This is a genomic window from Variovorax sp. R-27, from assembly GCF_049913215.1.
Taxonomy (GTDB): domain Bacteria; phylum Pseudomonadota; class Gammaproteobacteria; order Burkholderiales; family Burkholderiaceae_C; genus Variovorax.
On record NZ_CP183984.1, the window covers coordinates 5677502 to 5696811 of the forward strand.

The following is a 19310-nucleotide window of genomic DNA, read 5'->3' on the forward strand; positions in this document are numbered from 1 at the left end:
CCCGACCCAACGAGATGCACCGGATATCCGGTGCACAAAACAAACATTGGAGACGACCATGCGCGACGAAAAACGTGTCCCCCGAGCCCTGCTGCCCAAGGGCTTGCTGTTGGCTGCGGGCCTGGCCCTGCAGGCCTGCGGAGGAGGCGGCGGGGGAGGAGGCGGTGGCTTTCTGCCGATCGTTCCTGCGCCCGCGCCTGCACCGGCTCCTCCTGCACCGCCGCCGCCTGCGGGTCCCACCGCCGAGCAGCTCAAGGCCACCTGCAACGCGCTCACCGGGCAGGTCATCGAGGGCGTGACCGTCACGGGCACTGCGCGCTTCGAGGCCAAGGCGCCGATCTATTCGTCGGGCTTTTGCCAGGTGCTCGGCACGCGCGCGCCCTTCCTCGACATCGAGATCGATGTGCCGGACAACTGGACCGGACGCTACTGGCAGCAGGGCGGCGGCGGTTTCGACGGACGCATCCCCTCGGCGGTGACGAAGGACGCGGGCGGTGCCGTGACCGCGGTCGACCCCACGCTCGCCCTGAAGGGCGCGGTGTACGCGGCATCCAACGGAGGCAACCGGGCCAGCGTTCCCGCGCAGGCAGCGCCGGGCGTGTGGGTGAGCGGCACGCCCGATGGCCAGCAGTCGGCCGTCGACTATGCGTACGCCGCGGGAGGCACCACGGTGCGTTTCGGCAAGGCCGTCGCCAAGGTCTTCTTCGGCAAGGCGCCGACCCACAGCTACTTCAACGGCTGCTCCAACGGAGGCCGCAACGCCTACATCGCCGCGCAGCGCTGGCCCCAGGAGTTCGACGGCATCGTCGCGGGCTGTGAAACCATGGACATGGGTGGGGCCGTCACCGGCCTGATGAACACGGCCGCCAAGGCGGCCACGCCGGCCGAAATCACCCCTGCCCAGTACGCCGCCGCCTACACAGCCGCAGTGACAGCCTGCGACGCCAGCGACGGCGCGACCGATGGCTACCTCGCCAACCCCGGCGCGTGCACCCTCCCCGCCGCATCGCTGCAATGCGGCCAACCCGGCGCGAATGCCGACCCCACCCTGTGCCTGTCGGCTGCGCAGGTGCCCACGCTCGCGGGCCTGCTCAGCGACCTGACGCTGGCCACCGGCGCCACTGCGTACAGCAAGTACAACTGGACCAACTTCGCTCCTGCGTCCCCCATTCCCGGCGTGCCGGCGCTGGGCGTCACGAGCTATGGCGGCCTGGGTGGCGGTTTCGCGTTCCTGGCAACGAACGATCCGCTGTGGTTCGGTGCGCCTCCCCCGGGCACGGCGCCGGCCCCCAACCTGGCAACCTTCGACATCAACCGCGACTACTACGTCTTCAGCAGCGGCCTTCAACGCATCGGCGCCGACCATGACAAGAACGCCATCGCGGCCTACGTGGCATCGGGCCGCAAGCTGCTCTCCTGGCACGATGCAGGAGATCCACTGCTGTCGGTCAACGATCACGTTCGCAACTTCACCACCATGTCCGGTGTCGCCAAGACGTTCGGGCTGACCGACCCTCGCACCAACGCCCGCATGTTCATCGTTCCCGCTTCGACCCACGGGGCGGGCGGCAACCTGGCCGAGGTCGACTGGCTCGGCGCCATCGTCGACTGGGTGGAGAACAGCAAGGCGCCGGATCAGCTGACCTACAACTTCAGGGCGGGCGCCACGGCCCGCACGATGCCGGTCTGCGAGGCGCCGAAGTATCCGCGCTACAACGGGACGGGCGACGTCAACTCTGCGGCCAGCTTCACCTGCACGCCGTGACGGCCGCAGCTACGGCAACGCGACGTCGAGCCTTGCAAGCCATGGGGGCGGGTGCGGCGGCGCTGATTGCCGCACCATGGGCGTCGCCGGCTCCACGCGCCGAGGCAGACACGGAGATCCTGATCGGCCAGTCGTGCCAGCTGAGCGGCCCGCTCGCCCCGCTGACGCGCGAACTCCAGGAAGGCGCCGGGTGGTGCTTCGAGCAGGTCAATGCCAAGGGCGGTGTGCACGGGCGGCAGATCAGGCTCGTCGCGCTCGACGATGCCTACGACCCCAAGCGCACGGCAGAAAACGTGCGGCAGCTGATCGAGAAGAATGGCGTTTTCGCGCTCTTCAATCTCGCGGGCACGCCGACCACTCTGGCCGCGCTGCCGGTATTGCGGGAGTACAAGGTGCCGCTGATCGCGCCCTTCACCGGAACCGATGTCCTGCGCAGCAGCCTCGACAAATACGTCTTCAACGTGCGCGCGGGCTATGCGGACGAGATCGAGAAGATCGTGCAGCACCTCAGCGTCCTGGGCATCGATCGCGTGGGCGTGGCCTATCTGAACAACTCGTTCGGCGCGGGAGGACTCGACGCCGTCAAGAGCGCAGCCGCCAAACGTGGCGTGGCGCTTGCGGCGGCAACGCCGCTGGAGATCGACGGCAGCAGGCTGCAAGAGGCGGCGCAAGATCTCGCGCGCTCCAGGCCGCCGGTGATCATCCTGGCCACGGCGGGCAAGGTCACGAGCGACTTCATCGCGGCCTATCAATCGTCCGGGGCGAGCGCGCAGTTCTATGCCTTGTCCGTGGTCAGCTCCCAGCAATTGATTCAGGCCCTTGGCGATCGCAGCAAGGGAGTCGCCATCGCCCAGGTGATGCCCTATCCGTGGGGCAACGCCACAAAGCTTGCGCGCGAGCTCTCCGACCTTGCAAGCCGCAAGGCAGTGGAGGTCGGCTACAACCACATGGAAGGCTTCGTCTCCGCCAAGGTGCTCGTCGAAGGATTGCAGCAGGCCGGTCCGTCCCCGACGCGCGAGAGCCTCGTGCGAGGCCTCGAAGGGCTTCGCGAACTCGACCTCGGCGGATATGCGGTGCGCTTCTCCGACCGCAACCACAACGGATCGAGCTATGTCGAGCTGACGATCGTCGGTGCCTCGAAACGGGTCTTGCGCTGATCTGCGGAAATCCGGATGGGCACGAAGACGATCTTCAAAGTCCCGCGAAGGGCCTCGCGACTTCGCCGGCGGCCACGAAGCGGCGCTCGCGCATCCACTTGGTCATGACCCACTTCTCGCCCCGGGTCACGATCGCACTGGCGTGCAGGGAGCGCGTGTCGACGCGGCCGTTTTCATCGGCGTACTCGAAGTAGCAGGCATTGCCGCGAATCGGCGAAACCGCCAGGCCGAGTTGCGGAAAGACGGTCTGGCCGCCGTCCTGCACGTCGTTGAGATAGGTCACCAGGGTGCTCACGCGCTGGCCGCTTCGCGCGATGGATTCGCGGTTGGCGACGTTGGTGGGCGCCAGGTAGTCGTAGTGAGGCTCGCTGCCTGCACCGGTCGGGTAGTACAGCACCTGCAGCCCCTCGCCGTTTTCCAGCGGAAGGTTCATCAGCGCCGACAGGCGCCGATCGAGACGGGCGACCAGGTCGTTCTCGCCCAGGCGGAAGAACATGCCCCAGCTGGCGCGCTTGTCGCTCACCACATCGCGGCCGCTCATCGGATCGACCAGCGTGGAAGGCTTCAGGCGCGGGCGCGCCATTTCGATGATGCCCTTGCATTCGTCGGCGTCCACGACGTTGCCGAGCGCGGCAAAGACCGGGTCTTCGCCGCGCGAGTGCACGACGATCTCGCGGTCGGCCGCTCCAATCCGCGTGCCTGGTGCAAGTCGCGCCACGGGCTTGGCCGGAGCTTCGTCCGGCAGTTCGATGGCGTCGGCCGGCATCGCTGCGCCACGCTGGCGCGCATCGACATAAGCCGCGACGATGGCCTGCGCCGCGCGCTCGTTCATGCCTTGCTTGAGCATGGTGGCCACCAACGCGTGCGGCGCCTGGCCGGCATTGAGGTTATGCGTGAGCCAGCGGCCCAGGTCAGGCGAGAAGCGGATGACGGTGCTCATGAGGCACTACAGGTGTGAGTCAAACCGGCCCCATCCGGGCGACCCAGCCCTTGTCGCCGAGCGTGAAGCCCTGGCGCAGTTGCAATTGCCCGCCCGCGCCATTCGTGATGCGCGTGATCATCGGGAACACACGCTGCGCGTCGGCGTTCTGCATCCACGGCGCCGTGTCGATCTGGTAGGTGTAGCTCACCACCGCCAGCGGATGGCTTGCGTCGGATGCATCGACCTTGACGTCGACGATCTTCTCGCGCTTGAGGTGCGCCACGCAGAAGTCGTTGGCGTGCTCGGTGCCATGGTTTGCGTACGGATGCGGCTTGTAGAACTTGCGGCCGGTGTCGGTCAGCTCGAATCGCTTGACCGCGCCGTCCGGGTTCTCGCTGCTCTTCGGTACGGAGACGATGGTGCTGTGCACCAGGCCCAGTTGTTCCATCACCGGAAACTGGATGGCGTGGCGTGCACCAGAGCCGGCCTCGGCTTCGGTCAGGTCGATCGGCCAGTCGAACATTGAAAGGCAGATGTCGCCACGCTGGGCCAGGTGGTCATCCAGTGCAGCCGCGAGGTTCTCGGCGGTGGGTGCCTTGGCGTCGTGGCTGGCGCTGCATGCGACCAGCGCGCAGACGATGGCGATGCCCGTCAGGGTCTTGATCGAAGTCCGGGTGTGCCGGCCCGGGCGGATGGAGCGGAGATTCATGGGGTCTCTGGTTGATTTACGGGTAGCAGGCAGTGCATGGCGATCGCGGACCTAGTGCGCATCCAGTTCGTCCGCGACCCAGCCGCGCCGCGTGAGGTGAACGCCAAGGCGCACCTGCATCGTTCCTTCGCGCTGGATGGCGCGCGCCAGCAACGGAAAGACCTGCTGCACTTCGGGCGCTGTTGCCCAGGGATCGGGCGCGATGCGGTAGGTGAAGAGCAACGAGGTCGCGGTGCGGCCATCGCGTGTTTGCGGCGGGTCCCAGCCGATCAGGCGATCCAGGCTCAGGGTGGCCGCGCAGAAGTCGGCCGGGTGCGTGACCGTCTGCGCCGTGGTGCGGATCACCACGGGCACCTGGAGGTAGTACTTGCGCCCCGCATCGGTCAGCGCGTATTCGCGGGCCGGCACGGTGATGGCGACATCCTTGCCGGTCACCAGGCCCAGCTTTTCGAGCACCGGCATCTGCTGCGCATCGGGCTCGTGCGATCCGGCCGGCACCGTGATCGGCCAGGCGTATTTGGCCAGGCAGACGTGCCCGCGCTGCGCGAGATAGTCGTTGACCGTCGCCGTGAAGTTGTCGCGATCCGGAAAGCGCGCCTGTTCGTTGTCGCAGCCGGCGAGCAAGGCCAGCGAGGCCAGCAACACCAGCAGGGACGCGACGCCGCCGACGCGTCGGGCAAGGACTGAGGTTGTGTTCGTCTTCACTTCACGCACCTGCCCGTGGTCGGTGCGGCGGAGGGAGGCTGGTAACCGTCACTGAACGTGCCCAGGAAGCAGACCAGGTCGGCGATCTGTTGCGGTGTCATGACCGGCGGGGAGCCGGGCGCGCGCGGCCGCGTGCCGCTGGCAAGCGTCTTCTCGCCGCCCTCGCCGGTGCCCAGCGGCACTTCCTCGTCGATGCTGCCTTGCTGCGAGCGCGGTAGGTCGTTGTACTTGTTGACCGTTGCGCCCGGCACATGGGTGGGTTGCAACGCCCAGCTCGGGTTGGCCTGCGGCGCACCGGAGCCGTCATTGTTGGCGGGGTACCAATACTCCGGGTTGGTGTCCCGCGTGTTGTAGAAGTTGACGACCTGCTCCAGCGAGTGGAGCACGCCGTTATGGAAGAAGGCACCCCGCGTCGCCACGTTGCGCAACCCGGGAACCTTGAACATGCCGCAGTACGGGTTGGGGGTGTCCGGCGTGGCGGGCATGTGGTCGGTGCGGTAGGGGCCGCACAGTCCCATGTCGAAGTATTTCGGGTCGTCGTTGGCCGGAATCGGATCCGGATTGTTCGGGATCGACCTGTCATTGCGCGGCGCACCCAGGGCCTGGTAGGTGAAGTCCGTCATCAGGCCGGTGTTGCCGTTGAAGTTGGCGCCGGTGTAGTGGCAGCCCGAGCAATTGGTGACGCCGGTGCTGTGAAACAGAACCTCGCCGCGCCGCTCGGCCGGCGTCAGCGTGCCGCCGAGCTTGTTGAAGACATGGAGGTCGTACTTGCTGCTGTACGGGTGAAAGCTGATGTCTTCAGTCTCCAGCGCCTGGATTGCGGTGCCGAGGGCATCGAAAGCCTTGTCGGTGTTGTTGAACACATCGGCGCCGAAAGCCTGTTTGAACAAGCCGGCATAGGTGCTGCTCTGGACCACCTTCATGACCGCCTCCTTGGAGGCGTTGTTCATCTCGAGCGGGTTGAGCAGCGGCATTCCGGCCTGTGTCGCCAGCGTCGCCGCGCGGCCATCCGCCATGAAGCCGCCGCCGGGCGAACTGGTGGTCACGCCGTCGGGGTTCGGCGCGTTGTCGTTGTAGGCCGGCGTCGATTCCCTGTAGCGCAGCGAGGGCACGGCGCGCGCGCCGGTCTGCTTGATGTCGGAGCCCAGCTGCACCGAGATGCTGTTCGGCGGACCGTAGGCGTATTGCGGGTCATGGCAGCTCGCGCACGACATGTTCTTGCCGCTCGACAGGTTCTTGTCGAAGAAGGCCAACTGCCCGACCTGTGCGCCCAGGCTCAGGGGCGGCTTGCGCGGGCCGGTGGCGCTGCCAGCCGTCGTTGCCGTGCTCTTGCCATCGCAAGCCACCAAAGCCAATAGCGCTACCGAGAGCGCCATGATGAGCGGGACTGCCTTGTCCATTACCAGATTCATCATTCACCGTTGCATCTCGCAAGAGCTGCCATGTCGCCTTGGATGAGTTCGCCTTGCGCGAGCTCGAAGGCCATAAAAAGCTGTTCCAGGCGGCCCCGCGAAGGATTCCGCCTGGAACGCCGCCTCTTGGCGGGCGGCTTTCTGCTTACTTGGTCGCCCAGACGTTGTTCTGGCTCGCGTCAGGACCCACTTGCGGGGTGATCTGGCCTTCCAGCTTGCCCGTGAGGGCGTCCTGTACACCCACGATGTCGTTCGCGTACAGCTTCTGGGTGTAGTTGGCCGGGATCACATAGGCATGGTTGATCGGCCGTACGGAGTCGAAGTGCGTGTCCGCGCTGTTCTGGTATTCCGGCAGCGCAAGGATGTTGGCCGTGATGAACGCTTCCGTGTATTTGGTGCGGTTCAGGTAGGACGCATCCACGGCCGGGTCGGCGATCTGGAACATGTCCTGCAGCGTGCGCAGGAACGCGAAGTGGCTGTAAGCATCGCTGTCCGCAACCTGCTTCTTCGCCGTGCCCACGTCCTGCTGGTTGGACATGATGCCGAAGATCGAATTGCCGTGACCGAAGTTGCCTCCGGCGTAGTTGGCCGGCGGGGTGGTGGCCGTCGCCTTGCCGCTCGCGTCCACGGTCACCGGCGCCGCGCCGGAAGTCGGGCCGCCCGCGTTCCAGCCGCAGCAGGAGCCGTTGCTGCCGCCTTCGCCTTCGTCGTACATCACGACGATCGCAACGCGCTTGTGCGGGTTCTTCCACAGCGCCGAGCTGCGGATCTTGTTGACCACCATGCCCAGGTAGATGTCGGCGCGCACGGTGCCGGCGGCCTGGCCGTCGTTGTTGGTGTTCGCGCAACTCGTGTCGGAGCCGACACCGTGCATGTCGTCGCACTGGTCCGGCACGATGAAGTTGATGTTGCCCACATCGCCCGTGTCCAGGTCCTTGCCGAACTGGTCGTAGATCCAGCCGCCCGGAACCGGGAAGATCGATGACTTGAGCCAGTCCGCTTCCTGGTACTGCGTGCCGAAGATGGTGCGGTTGTTGGCCACGAAATCGGGCAGGCTGCGGGCGCCCTGGAAGGCGATCGACGGGCCGTGCTTGACCTTGTAGAGGCCGCCCTGCGCGGCGAAGTTAGGGGAACCAACGAGAGTGGGCGGAGCGGAGCCGTCGAGGCTGGTGGCGCCCTTGAGCTTGCTCGAGTCGTACGTGGCGGTCACTGCGTTGTCGAGGATGCTGTCGGCGCGCACGTCCTGGCCGGGGTTCATCGACTCGCTGTAGGTGCGGATGGTCAGGCCCGCCTTGGACATCGCCGTGAACAGGTTGCTGCCCGGGATGTTGTGCACGGTGCCGCCGGTCGGGTTGTCACCGCAAGTCGGATCGGCTGCGGAGTAATGGGAGCGGCTCTGGCTGTTCGCCGGCGGGAGCTTGCCCTGAGCGGGCATGGTCTGGCCGTCGGAGGCCGCACCACCGGCAAATGCGACGTCCTTGATTTCGTAGGGGCTGCCGGGAACGGCGCCGCAACCGAACCAGTTGTCGTCGGTGATGCCGAAGTCGTCGCCGCCGCCCAGCGCGGTGTAGTTCGGCTCGGACGGGTTGCCGGTCGAGTAGTACGTCTTCAGCTGGTTGTAGTTGTTCAGGATGTAGTTGATGTTGGCCGCGCGCGGGTTGCCGAGGATCACGTCGGTCGACTTGTTTTCCTCGACGATGACGAAGATGTTGTCGTAAGCCGGCACGCCTTCCACGTTGAAGGCCGCCTGCTGCGCCTGCGCGAAGGTGATGGGCGCCTGCTTCTGCGTCGGCACCGTGGGGGTGGCCTTGGTGCCATCGCTGTTGGTGAGCGTCACGCTCGACAGGCCTGCGAGACGAGGGTCGCCGCCCAAGACGGCCAGGTTGTCGGGGAACAGGTCCTTGCGGTCGAGCTTGGTCGTCGCGTAGGTGTAGCGGTTGGTCAGCTGGTTGTCTTCATACAGCGCCGCATACTGGGTCGCGCCGGCCAGGGTGTTGACGTCTGCCAGCGGATCGGTGAACGCGGCCGTGCCCAGATTGAAGGCCGGGCCGTCGAGGCGTGCGACGAGGTTGGCCTTCTCGGCCGCGTAGCTGCTGCCGTTGGCTTCCACCAGGCGTTGCGCTTCGCTCGACAACGGGCTGATGACGATCTTGCCCGCGCCCTGGTCGGCGATCTGGGCGGTCGAAGCGCGCAGGATCAGGTGGCTGGCCACGGTAGCGCCGGTCGCGGTATTGATCGCGGCGGTGCCGATATCGGCCACCAGCGGTCCGGTCTGGGTGGTCGTCAGCGTGAACTTGCCGCTGGCATCGGTGGTGGTCGAGACTTCGCCGCTGTCGAGCACGCCATTGCCGTTGGCATCGACGAAGACCGTGGCCTTCTGGTAGTAGCCAGGCTTCAGGGTCGGGTTGCCCGTGGTGCTGCCCGGCACGTAGCCGCTGGCGGTCACCACGCCGCTGAAGGTCGTGCCGGGAGTGCTGGCGGGCGGAGTGGTGATCGGGAAGAAGCCGCCGCCCCCGTCGTTTCCTCCGCCGCAAGCGGCGAGCACGCAAGCTGCAACCGTCGTCAATGACGTGAGCAAAGCCTTTTTATTGAGAATTGGCATGTATATCCTGGGGCAGTGAGTTATGGATGGTTTTTACCGACCGGCAAGGGACAGCTGGGCATCGTCTTTTTCAGCAAGAAGCGCCAGATCGAGGAGGAATGTAGAAATAACGGGTGACATTCATGTGTCAAAAGAGCGATGAATATCCAATTCATGGAGCACGTGCCGACCCGTAATTTCGCTGCTTCCGCAATTAACTGACCGCAAGCTGACCGGAGAATTAGAAGACGATTAGCAACCAATTAGAAAAGAATTAGGAATGCAGCTTGCGGATAGACCTTCGGCCTTGCCATCCAGCGAATGGAGATCGATTCGCGCAGGGCTTCGCCTCCGGAATTTCCTTTTTGGAAATTGGAGATGGAGTTCTGCCGGGGAAGTCCTGAACGGAAATTTCTGCGTCAGGTGCGCCGTTTTTCGGCAGCAATAGATTCACGGAATCAATGAATCCTCTGAGGCACGGCCCTACCCCGACCCGATTGCGAGCGCGGAATCAGAGACCCTCAGGCCTGGTGCGAGTTGGCGGGTCATGCAATTGACCACCGCCGAATTTGTGGAATTCAGCGCCCGTGGCGCGGAATCCAATACGCCAGCGTCCCCGCCGCAGCGAAGGCGATCAGTCCGGTCACCGCGATTCCCGCGGCAAGAGACAGGCCGCCCGCCAGCAGAGACAGCAACGCCGGGCCGCACGAGGAGCCGATGTCGGACATCAGGCGCCATATGCCGAGGAAGTGCGCGCGCCCGTGACGCGGCGAGTGGTCGGCGCCGAGGGTCATGATCATTCCCGAGCCGATGCCATTGCCGAAGCCGATCGCCAGTGCAGCGATCAACAGCGTGAGAACGCCGGACGTCAGGGGCATCAGCAGCATTGCGAGCCCCATGATCAGCATCGACGGCACCGCGACCCAGCGCCTGCCCTTCCTGTCCATCACCTTGCCGGCCGGGTAGAACACCAGCATGTCGACACCACCGGCCAGGCCGTAGATCAGCGAGGCCACCGAGGGCGCAAGCATCAGGTGGTCGGCCCACAGCGGGATCACGGCCTGGCGCGAAGCGCGCACTGCGCTGACCAGCACCACGCCGACACCGAGCGTGAGGAACACATGACGGTGATCCCGCAGCGTCGAGACAACGGACGTCGAAGCCGGCGCCGCCTGCCCGGCCGGGAGCGGCGGCGCCTCGAGGTCGGGGATGCGCGCGCCGATGGCCGCAGCCGCCATCACCGCCACGATGCCGACCACATAAGCCGCCGACAGGCCGAACACGTGCACCGCCCCGGCAGCAAGGAAAGGCCCGGCGAACATGCCGATGCGCATGACGCCGCCCAGCGTCGACAGCGCCCGTGCGCGGTATTCGATGGGCACCGCCTCGGTCATGTAGCTCTGGCGCGCGAGGTTGTAGACCGCCTGCGACATGCCCACCATGAAACACCCCGTGGCGAACAGGCCGAGATGCGAAGTCAGCACGCACAGGAGCATGCCAAGACCGCTCCACACACCCGCCGCAACGATGGCCCAGCGCTCGCCCCAGCGCATGGTGATCATCGAGGCCGGGATGTTGTTGAGCAGCGAGCCGATGCCGATCATCGCGATCACCAGCGCGGCCATGGGCACGGAAGCACCGAGGCCACGCGCCGTCAGCGGCACGATCGGCAGGATGGCGCCCTCACCCAGCCCGAACAACAGCGAAGGGGCGAAGGCCGGTACGGCGATGCGCCAAAGAGAGAACGAAGGCGTGGGGGAAGAGGTCGAAGCGGCGGGCGGGATTGACATGCGCTGAAGGGTTCGGATTTGTTGCCGCCACCCGCCGGGCGGACAAAGGCGCGGCAATTGTCTCGCCGATGCCGAATGTCTGCAGGGCCTCTCCTTTCCTCACTCCGTCCTGCGCTGCAAAGCCTGCGCGGCGGCCACGTGGATTGCGGGCCTGCGATGCCCGGCATCTCAAGCGGTTGTGGGCCGCGCAAACTCGATCGGCAAATCCTTGAACTGCTTGCGCAGACCCGGCACGGGCGCCCCGCCCACCACGATGCGCGCAAACGCATCGAGCGGACTGAAGAAAGCGGGCCGCAGGCGATTGAGCTTGCTTTCATCCACGATCAGGAAGCTCTGCGACGCGCTGCGGATCGCCGCCTGCTTCACCGGTACTTCGTGAAAATTGGAACAGCTCGCGCCCCGCTCCAGGTCCAGTCCGCCGGCCGAGATGAAGGCCTTGTTCACGCCCAGCCGGTTGAGATATTGCAGCCCCTCGTCGGAAAAGAACGTGGCCGACGACGCGTGGTACAGCCCGCCCAGCAGCATCAACTGCGTGTTCGGCCGGCGGCTGAGGATCGACGCGATGTTCGTGGAGTAACACACCACGCTCAATGGCATGTCGGGCGGCAAGGCCTCCGCGAAATGGGCCATGGTGGTGCCGCAGTCGATGAACAGGCTGTCGTGCGCCTGCACCCACGTGGCGGCGCGTTCGCAGGCCACGCGCTTGTGCGCCGCGTGCTGGTCGCTGGCCTCGTCGAGCGAGTACCTGTCGGCGCCCGGCAGCGTTGTCGCAAGCACGTAGCCGCCGAGGGCGGTGAGCGGTGAATCGGCGGCCGACAGGTCGCGGCGGATCGTCATTTCCGTCACGTCCAGCCGCTGGGCGGCCTGCTTGATCGGCAACGGTCCGCCGGCCTCGACGAGCTCCTGCATCTTTGCAAGGCGCAAGGCCCGGGCCTCGGCGCCGGCGGTCTTTCGCATGTTCTGGTTCCTCTGGTCCACAAGCCCGAGTATCGGGCATCGAAAATGTTATTTCAAAAACATCTTGCGCAGATAAATGTTATTGAAATAACATTCACGCCAATGCGCCACCGGCCCTGCACGGCGGTCTGCACAACGATCGGAGACAAAGACATGCCCCTTGCCTGCCTGCCGCTCACGCGGCGCCTGCGCGCCCCGGCGCCCTTCACTCCATGACCTCCACTTCCCTCGTTCGCGCCAGCGGCGCGGTGCGCTCGCGCCCCGTTTCGACCGTCGCGGCCGCTTCGCCCCCGGCTGCCGTTGCCGGCGCCGCGGCGATGGCGCCCGACAAGAAGCCGCACACCATCGCGCGCAACACCGCGCAACCCTTCGACACCGGCTGGTTCGACAACATCCGCGTCAACCTCTCGGCCGCCGAACGCCGCGTGGCCACGCTGCCCGGTCGCCGCTCGGTCAAGAAAGATGCGCAGGCCGGCTGGCTGCTCAAGGCCATCACCTGCATCGACCTGACCACTCTCAACGGCGACGACACGGCCGAGCGCGTGCGCAGGCTGTGCGCCAAGGCCGCGACCCCCGTGCGCCCCGACCTGCTGGCCGCGCTGGGCTTTGCAGATCGCACGCTGCACACCGGCGCGGTCTGCGTCTATCACCGCTTCGTGGCCATGGCCGTGGATGCGCTCGCGGGCACCGGCATTCCGGTGGCGGCGGTGTCCACGGGCTTTCCGGCGGGTCTGATTCCGCACGAGCTCAAGCTCAAGGAGATCGAAGCATCGGTGCGCGACGGCGCGGCCGAGATCGACATCGTCATCACGCGCGAGCACGTGCTCACCGGGCAGTGGCAAAAGCTCTACGACGAGATGCGCGACTTTCGCCTGGCAGCGGGCAATGCGCACGTGAAAGCCATCCTGGCCACGGGCGAACTGAAGACGCTGCGCAACGTCGCCAAGGCCTCGATGGTCTGCATGATGGCCGGCGCCGATTTCATCAAGACCTCCACCGGCAAGGAAGGCGTGAACGCCACGCCGCTGGTCACGCTGGTGATGCTGCGCATGATCCGCGAGTACGAAGCCCGCACGGGTTTTCGCGTGGGCTACAAGCCCGCCGGCGGTGTCTCCACCGCCAAGACCGCACTCGACTACCAAGTGCTCATGAAGGAAGAGCTGGGCCGCGCCTGGCTCGAGCCCGACCTGTTCCGCATCGGCGCCTCCACCCTGCTGGCCGACATCGAGCGCCAGCTGGAACACCACGTCACGGGCCGCTACTCGGCCTTCCACCGCCACCCGATCGGATGACCCGATGAGCAGCAACAGCAGCGTCGCACGCTATTTCGACACCATGGACTACGGCCCCGCGCCAGAGAGCGACACCGACGCCCGCCAATGGCTCTCGCGCCATGCAGAAGGCTTCGGCCACTTCATCGGCGGGCACTTCACCCCCGCATCGGCCGGCCCGCATTTCGACACGGCCGAACCAGCCACCGGCCAGCGGCTCGCCGGCATCGCACAGGGGTCCGCGCAGGACGTGGACGCCGCCGTCGCCGCGGCGCGCGCCGCGCAGCCCGGCTGGCTGGCGCTCGGCGGCCACGGCCGTGCACGGCATCTGTACGCCCTGGCGCGCATGGTGCAGCGCCATGCGCGGCTGCTCGCGGTGGTCGAGGCGCTGGACAACGGCAAGCCGATCCGCGAGACCCGCGACCTCGACGTGCCGCTGGTGGCGCGCCACTTCTATCACCACGCCGGCTGGGCCCAGCTGCAGGAGCGCGAGTTCGCCGACCAGGTGCCGCTGGGCGTGATCGGCCAGATCATTCCCTGGAACTTCCCGCTGCTGATGCTGGCCTGGAAGATCGCGCCCGCGCTGGCGCTGGGCAACACGGTGGTGCTCAAGCCCGCGGAGTTCACGCCGCTGAGCGCCCTGCTGTTCGCCGAACTCGCGGCGCAGGCCGGCCTGCCCGCCGGCGTGCTGAACGTGGTGACCGGCGACGGTGCCACGGGCGCGGCGCTGGTGGCGCACGAAGGCGTCGACAAGATCGCTTTCACCGGCTCGACCGACGTGGGCCGCCTGATCCGCGAAGCCACCGCCGGCTCGGGCAAGTCGCTCACGCTGGAGCTGGGCGGCAAGTCGCCCTTCATCGTGTTCGACGACGCCGACATCGATGCCGCCGTGGAAGGCGTGGTCGACGCCATCTGGTTCAACCAGGGCCAGGTGTGCTGCGCCGGCTCGCGGCTGCTGCTGCAGGAAGGCATTGCGGCCGACTTCATCGAACGCCTCAAGCGCCGCATGCAGAGCCTTCGCGTGGGCCTGCCGCTGGACAAGGCGATCGACATCGGCAGCCTGATCGACCCTTCGCAGCTCGAACGCGTGCGTTCGCTGGTGGCCGCCGGCGTGCGCGAAGGCGCAGTCTGCTACCAGCCGCCGGGCGCGCTGCCCGCGGGCGGCAGCTTCTTTCCGCCCACGCTGCTGACGGGTGTGCACCCTGCCTCCACCGTTGCGACCGAAGAGATCTTCGGCCCGGTGCTGGTGACCATGACCTTCCGCACGCCCGACGAGGCCGTGGCACTGGCCAACAACACGCGCTACGGTCTCGCGGCCAGCGTGTGGAGCGAGACCATCGGCCTTGCGCTGGGTATCGCGCCGCAGCTGCAGGCCGGCGTGGTGTGGGTCAACGCAACCAATCTGTTCGACGCGGGCGTGGGCTTCGGCGGCTACCGCGAATCGGGTTATGGCCGCGAAGGCGGACGCGAAGGCTGCTACGAATACCTGAAGCCGCACGCATGGGCCGAGCGCAAGCCGCGTTCGGCAACTGCATTTGCCCAAGCTGCGAACGAGGCAGACAAGGCACCGGTCGCCGCGGGGCTTCCGGCCATCGATCGCACGGCCAAGCTGTTCATCGGCGGCAAGCAGGTGCGCCCGGATGGCGAGCTCTCGCATCCCGTGTTCTCCGCCACCGGCCAGCGGCTCGGCGAGGTGGGCACCGGCAACCGCAAGGACATCCGCAACGCCGTGGCCGCCGCGCGCGCCGCCACGGGCTGGTCGAGCGCCACGCCGCACCGCCGCGCGCAGGCGCTCTACTACCTGGCCGAAAACCTCTCGGCGCGCGCCGGCGAATTCGCCGCGCGCCTCACAAGCCTGACCGGCGCGGCCGCGCGCGCCGCACAGGCCGAAGTCGACGCCGCCGTGAGCCGCCTCTTCGCCTACGGTGCGTGGGCCGACAAGTACGAAGGCACGGTGCACGTGCCGCCGCTGCGCGGCGTGGCACTGGCCACCGTCGAGGCCATCGGCGTGGTCGGCGTGGTGTGCCCCGACGAAGCGCCGCTCTTGTCCTTCGTGAGCCTGCTCGCGCCGCTGCTCGCCATGGGCAACCGCACGGTGATCGTGCCGAGCGAGAAGCATCCGCTGATCGCGACCGACTTCTACCAGGTGCTCGAAACCTCCGACCTGCCGGCCGGCGTGGTCAACCTCGTGACCGGCCCTGTCGCCGGCCTTGCGCAGACGCTGGCCGAGCACGACGACGTCGATGCGCTGTGGGTCTTCGGTGCGAAGGAGCTGTCGCGCACCGCGGAGCGGCTGTCGATCGGCAACCTCAAGCGCACGTTGGTCGATCACGGCCTGGCCACCGACTGGCACGACGGCGCGGCGGCCGAAGGCCCGCTGTTCCTGCGGCATGCCACACAGGTCAAGAACATCTGGATTCCCTATGGCGAATGAGCGCTGTCAGTGCTTCCAAAGCCTCGAAAACCAAGGGAAATCCCTCAATAGCAAACGTTTGCGCAAACGTTTTCTTTCCCTAAGATCGCAGCCAACCGAACCGTTCCATCGCCAGGAGTCCGCATGCTGAAGTCCATCCATCCGCTGCTCAATGCCGACGTGCTGTACGCCCTGCGCGCCATGGGCCATGGCGACGAACTGGTGCTGTGCGATGCCAACTTTCCGGCCGACTCGGTGGCGCGCCAGACCACGCTGGGCCGGCTGCTTCGCATCGACGGCGTGGGCACCACGGAAGCGGCGCGCGCCATCCTGTCGGTGCTGCCGCTCGACGAGGCGGTGGACGATCCGGCGCGCCGCATGGAAATCATGGGCCAGCCGCACGAGATCCCGCCGGTGCAGCAGGAAATGCAGCGCGAGATCGACGCCGCCGAGGGGCGCGCGCGCCCGCTGGGCTCGATCGAACGCTTCGCCTTCTATGAAGCCGCGCGCCGCGCCTACTGCGTGATCGCCACCGGCGAGCGCCGCTTCTACGGCTGCTTCATCTTCAAAAAGGGCGTGCTCGCGCCGCAGGCCTGACCCCATGACCGTCCTCACTTCCAGGCAGCACGGCGTCGCCGTGCTCGGCATCTTCGTTGCCGACCTTGCGTTTCGCGCGTCCAGCCTTCCGGGCGTAGGCCAGACCATCGCCGGCTCTGGCTTCGCAATGGGCCCGGGCGGCAAGGGATCGAACCAGGCCGTGGCAGCCGCACGCGCAGGCGCCGGGGTCACGTTCATCTCCAAGCTGGGGCAGGACGCCTTCGGCAACGACGCGCTCGCCCTGTGGTCGCGCGAGGGCATCACGCCGCGCGCGCCGCAGGTGACGGCGCAGCCGACCGGCGCGGCGTTCATCTACGTTCATGAAGTCACCGGCGACAACGCCATCATCGTGGTGCCAGGCGCCGCGATGCTGATCGACGCCGCCGACGTCGACGCGGCAGCCGATGCGATCCGCGGCGCACGCGTGTTCGTCACCCAGCTCGAGCAGCCGGCCGCCGCCGCGCGCCGCGGGCTGGAGATTGCCCGCGAGGCCGGCACGCTCACCGTGTTCAACCCCGCGCCCGCCCTGCCCTTCGACGACGCGCTCTACGCACTGTGCGACTACATCACGCCCAACGAGCACGAAGCCGCAGCCCTGAGCGGCATGCCCGTCGAAACCATCGAGGACGCGCGCCGCGCGGGCGACTTCTTCCTCGCCAAGGGCGTGGGCTGCGCGCTCATCACGCTCGGCGACAAGGGCGCCCTGCTGCACAGCGCCAGCGGCTCCGAGCACATTCCGGTGTTCCGCGCCGGCGCGGTGAAGGAAACCACCGGCGCGGGCGACGCCTTCAACGGCGGCTTTGCGGCCGCGCTGGCCGAGGGCGCCACCGCCCGCGAGGCGGCGCGCTTCGGCGCGGCGGTCGCGGCCATCTCCGTGACACGTGCCGGCACGGCGCCCTCGATGCCCACGCGCGCCGAGGTCGATGCGCTGCTGGCCCGCGTCGCCTGACAGGACCCTGCCCATGAAGCTCAGGTTTTCAGACCGCGAACTCAACTTCCTGGTCGGCATCAACGTCCTCATCCTCGTGGTGGCGACGGTGCTGTCCAAGGGGGACTTTCTCGACGTCTACAACTTCCAGTCCATGGGTGGCCAGCTGCCCGAACTCGGCCTGCTGGCCATGGGCGTGGCGCTGTCGATGATCTCGGGCAACGGCGGCATCGACCTGTCGGGCGTGGCGCTGGCCAACCTGGCGGGCGTGGTGGCCGCCACCCTCGCGCCGCAGCTGGTCGCGCCCGATGTGTCGCCCTGGCTCTACACCGGCTGGTTCGCCGCCATCGCGCTGGCGGTGGGCCTGGCCGGCGGATTGCTCAACGGCGTGCTGATCGCGAAGGCGGGCCTCACGCCCATCCTCTGCACGCTGGGCACGCAGTTGCTCTACACCGGCCTGGCAGTGGTGCTCACGGGTGGCTCCAGCCTGCGCGTGGGCGATGCCGAGGCGCTCTCGGCCATCGGCAACGAGATGGTGCTGGGCGTGCCGATTCCGTTCGTGATCTTCCTCGTGATGCTGCTGGCCGTCGGCTGGCTGCTGCGGCAAAGCCCCTTCGGCATCCGCCTGTTCCTGCTCGGCACCAACGCCAAGGCGGCGCGCTACGCCGGCATCTCGCAGGCCCGCATGCTGATCGCGACCTACGCGCTGTGCGGATTCCTCGCAGCCGTGGCCGGCGTGATCATTGCCGCGCGGACCGCGAGCGTGAAGTCGGACTACGGCAACTCCTACCTGCTGATCGCCATCCTCATCACGGTGATGGCGGGCGTGCGGCCGCAGGGCGGCTACGGACGCATGGTGTGCCTGTTCTTCTCGGCGGTGGCGCTGCAGCTGCTGTCGAGCACCTTCAACCTGCTGGGCATTTCCAACTTCTTCCGCGACTGCGCCTGGGGCCTGCTGCTGCTGTTCTTCCTGGCCTACGGGCGCTTCGGCCTGCAGGACCTGCGCATCTTTCTTTCCACTTCGCGCTCCAGCGCACCGCCGCACCAGCTCCCTCCTGGCGCGACGCAAAGAAACCCCGAGGGCTAGGAGACAACATGCTGAAGAAAACAAAGATCGCCTGCACCGCACTCGCCCTCACCACCGTGGCCTTTGCCTCGGCACTGCACGCGCAGGGCAAGCCGCAAGACATCGTCACCGTGGTGAAGATCACCGGCATCAGCTGGTTCAACCGCATGGAAGTGGGGGTGAAGGAATTCGGCGCGAGCACGCCGGGCGTGACCACGCGCCAGATCGGCCCGGCCCAGTCGGACGCCGCGCAGCAACAGCGCCTGGTCGAAGACCTGGTGGCCAAGAAGGTCGACGCCATCGCCGTGGTCTCGATGGACCCGCCCACGCTGGAGCCGGTGCTCAAGCGCGCGATGGAGCGCGGCATCAAGGTCGTGACGCACGAGGCCGACAACCAGAAAAACACCATGGTCGACATCGAAGCCTTCGACAACACGGCCTACGGCGCGCGCATCAACGAGCGCCTGGCAGCCTGCATGGGCCAGCAGGGCAAGTGGACCTCGCTGGTGGGTTCGCTGGGCAGCCAGTCGCAGGTGCAGTGGGCCGACGGCGGCGCCTCGAACGCGAAGAAGTACCCCAAGATGCAGCTCGTCGATGCCAAGAACGAATCGCTCAACGACGCCGAGAAGGCCTACGGCAAGGCCAAGGAAATGCTGCGCAAGCACCCCGACCTCAAGGGCTTCCAGGGCTCGTCGTCGCTCGACGTGCTGGGCATCGGCCGCGCGGTGGAAGAAGCCGGCTTGCAGGGCAAGGTCTGCGTGTTCGGCACGGGCTTGCCCAGCGAAGCGGCCAAGTTCCTCGAGTCGGGCGCGGTCGGCGGCATTGCCTTCTGGGACCCGAAGGACGCCGGCCTCGTCATGAACAAGGCAGCCAAGATGCTGATCGACGGCAAGACCATCACCGACGGCACCGACATGGGCGTGCCGGGCTACAACAAGGTCTCGGTCAAGAAGGGACCGGGCGTCGGCATCGTCGTCACGGGCCAGGCCTGGGTCGAGGTCGACAAGCAGAACTACAAGAAGTACGCCTTCTGAGCC

At 66.9% G+C, this 19310-nt stretch carries 15 protein-coding genes; 8 read left to right on the forward strand and 7 right to left on the reverse strand.

The window, feature by feature from the left end; translation table 11 throughout:
• Positions 1-58: 58 nt before the first annotated feature.
• Together ACN9MV_RS26640 and ACN9MV_RS26645 are read left to right on the forward strand one after the other, a co-directional pair.
• Positions 59-1765 carry a tannase/feruloyl esterase family alpha/beta hydrolase gene (locus ACN9MV_RS26640; RefSeq protein ID WP_426390221.1) on the forward strand — a complete coding sequence of 569 codons (1707 nt, stop codon included), beginning with the start codon at positions 59-61 and terminating at the stop codon, positions 1763-1765.
• A 41-nt stretch (positions 1766-1806) separates the two neighbouring features.
• Positions 1807-2922: an ABC transporter substrate-binding protein gene (locus tag ACN9MV_RS26645; protein ID WP_426393207.1), complete on the forward strand. Its 1116-nt coding sequence runs from the start codon at positions 1807-1809 to the stop codon at positions 2920-2922.
• Between the two features lie 34 nt (positions 2923-2956).
• On the opposite strand, the gene ACN9MV_RS26650 is transcribed toward ACN9MV_RS26645, so the two are convergent.
• The 7 genes from ACN9MV_RS26650 to ACN9MV_RS26680 all read right to left on the reverse strand — a co-directional run bounded on the left by ACN9MV_RS26650 (position 2957) and on the right by ACN9MV_RS26680 (position 11998).
• On the reverse strand, positions 2957-3862 hold the full coding sequence (locus tag ACN9MV_RS26650) for a 2OG-Fe(II) oxygenase (protein WP_426390223.1): 906 nt from the start codon (positions 3860-3862) through the stop codon (positions 2957-2959).
• A gap of 19 nt (positions 3863-3881) precedes the next feature.
• The gene (locus ACN9MV_RS26655) at positions 3882-4553 is read right to left on the reverse strand and encodes a hypothetical protein (RefSeq protein WP_426390225.1); all 672 of its coding nucleotides are present in this window, start codon (positions 4551-4553) and stop codon (positions 3882-3884) included.
• A 51-nt stretch (positions 4554-4604) separates the two neighbouring features.
• A complete protein-coding gene (locus ACN9MV_RS26660; RefSeq protein WP_426390227.1) occupies positions 4605-5258 on the reverse strand; it encodes a hypothetical protein in 654 nt (217 codons plus the stop codon).
• Positions 5255-6658 (reverse strand): cytochrome-c peroxidase, encoded by a 1404-nt coding sequence (locus tag ACN9MV_RS26665; RefSeq protein WP_426390228.1) that lies wholly within the window; start codon positions 6656-6658, stop codon positions 5255-5257. Before ACN9MV_RS26665 ends, ACN9MV_RS26660 begins: the two co-directional genes overlap by 4 nt.
• Positions 6659-6815: 157 nt before the next feature.
• Entirely contained in the window at positions 6816-9272 is a 2457-nt protein-coding gene (locus ACN9MV_RS26670; RefSeq protein ID WP_426390230.1) for a phosphoesterase, read from the reverse strand.
• A 557-nt stretch (positions 9273-9829) separates the two neighbouring features.
• The gene (locus tag ACN9MV_RS26675; protein ID WP_093081849.1) at positions 9830-11041 is read right to left on the reverse strand and encodes an MFS transporter; all 1212 of its coding nucleotides are present in this window, start codon (positions 11039-11041) and stop codon (positions 9830-9832) included.
• Positions 11042-11209: 168 nt separating this feature from the next.
• Positions 11210-11998, reverse strand: coding sequence for a DeoR/GlpR family DNA-binding transcription regulator (locus tag ACN9MV_RS26680; protein ID WP_097200694.1), 789 nt, complete (start codon positions 11996-11998; stop codon positions 11210-11212).
• Between the two features lie 317 nt (positions 11999-12315).
• Between ACN9MV_RS26680 and deoC the strand changes: the two genes are divergently transcribed.
• The 6 genes from deoC (at position 12316) to ACN9MV_RS26710 (ending at position 19307) form a co-directional block, all read left to right on the forward strand.
• Positions 12316-13290, forward strand: a complete 975-nt coding sequence (deoC, locus tag ACN9MV_RS26685; protein WP_426393208.1) for a deoxyribose-phosphate aldolase — start codon at positions 12316-12318, stop codon at positions 13288-13290.
• 4 nt (positions 13291-13294) lie between these two features.
• Positions 13295-15703 carry an aldehyde dehydrogenase family protein gene (locus ACN9MV_RS26690; RefSeq protein ID WP_426390232.1) on the forward strand — a complete coding sequence of 803 codons (2409 nt, stop codon included), beginning with the start codon at positions 13295-13297 and terminating at the stop codon, positions 15701-15703.
• 123 nt (positions 15704-15826) lie between these two features.
• Positions 15827-16279 carry an RbsD/FucU family protein gene (locus ACN9MV_RS26695; protein WP_093059596.1) on the forward strand — a complete coding sequence of 151 codons (453 nt, stop codon included), beginning with the start codon at positions 15827-15829 and terminating at the stop codon, positions 16277-16279.
• A gap of 4 nt (positions 16280-16283) precedes the next feature.
• On the forward strand, positions 16284-17228 hold the full coding sequence (gene rbsK / locus ACN9MV_RS26700; RefSeq protein WP_093081843.1) for a ribokinase: 945 nt from the start codon (positions 16284-16286) through the stop codon (positions 17226-17228).
• A gap of 13 nt (positions 17229-17241) precedes the next feature.
• Positions 17242-18294: an ABC transporter permease gene (locus ACN9MV_RS26705; RefSeq protein ID WP_177192888.1), complete on the forward strand. Its 1053-nt coding sequence runs from the start codon at positions 17242-17244 to the stop codon at positions 18292-18294.
• Between the two features lie 8 nt (positions 18295-18302).
• A complete protein-coding gene (locus ACN9MV_RS26710; protein WP_093059600.1) occupies positions 18303-19307 on the forward strand; it encodes a substrate-binding domain-containing protein in 1005 nt (334 codons plus the stop codon).
• Positions 19308-19310 lie beyond the last annotated feature (3 nt).

Excerpts from the sequence above, each read along its gene's own strand:
- ACN9MV_RS26640 (WP_426390221.1), top strand. The coding sequence starts at position 59 with ATGCGCGACGAAAAACGTGTCCCCCGAGCCCTGCTGCCCAAGGGCTTG.
- ACN9MV_RS26645 (WP_426393207.1), top strand. The coding sequence starts at position 1,807 with ATGGGGGCGGGTGCGGCGGCGCTGATTGCCGCACCATGGGCGTCGCCG.
- ACN9MV_RS26650 (WP_426390223.1), bottom strand. The coding sequence starts at position 3,862 with ATGAGCACCGTCATCCGCTTCTCGCCTGACCTGGGCCGCTGGCTCACG.
- ACN9MV_RS26655 (WP_426390225.1), bottom strand. The coding sequence starts at position 4,553 with ATGAATCTCCGCTCCATCCGCCCGGGCCGGCACACCCGGACTTCGATC.
- ACN9MV_RS26665 (WP_426390228.1), bottom strand. The coding sequence starts at position 6,658 with ATGGACAAGGCAGTCCCGCTCATCATGGCGCTCTCGGTAGCGCTATTG.
- ACN9MV_RS26670 (WP_426390230.1), bottom strand. The coding sequence starts at position 9,272 with ATGCCAATTCTCAATAAAAAGGCTTTGCTCACGTCATTGACGACGGTT.
- ACN9MV_RS26675 (WP_093081849.1), bottom strand. The coding sequence starts at position 11,041 with ATGTCAATCCCGCCCGCCGCTTCGACCTCTTCCCCCACGCCTTCGTTC.
- ACN9MV_RS26680 (WP_097200694.1), bottom strand. The coding sequence starts at position 11,998 with ATGCGAAAGACCGCCGGCGCCGAGGCCCGGGCCTTGCGCCTTGCAAAG.
- deoC (WP_426393208.1), top strand. The coding sequence starts at position 12,316 with ATGGCGCCCGACAAGAAGCCGCACACCATCGCGCGCAACACCGCGCAA.
- ACN9MV_RS26690 (WP_426390232.1), top strand. The coding sequence starts at position 13,295 with ATGAGCAGCAACAGCAGCGTCGCACGCTATTTCGACACCATGGACTAC.
- ACN9MV_RS26695 (WP_093059596.1), top strand. The coding sequence starts at position 15,827 with ATGCTGAAGTCCATCCATCCGCTGCTCAATGCCGACGTGCTGTACGCC.
- rbsK (WP_093081843.1), top strand. The coding sequence starts at position 16,284 with ATGACCGTCCTCACTTCCAGGCAGCACGGCGTCGCCGTGCTCGGCATC.
- ACN9MV_RS26705 (WP_177192888.1), top strand. The coding sequence starts at position 17,242 with ATGAAGCTCAGGTTTTCAGACCGCGAACTCAACTTCCTGGTCGGCATC.
- ACN9MV_RS26710 (WP_093059600.1), top strand. The coding sequence starts at position 18,303 with ATGCTGAAGAAAACAAAGATCGCCTGCACCGCACTCGCCCTCACCACC.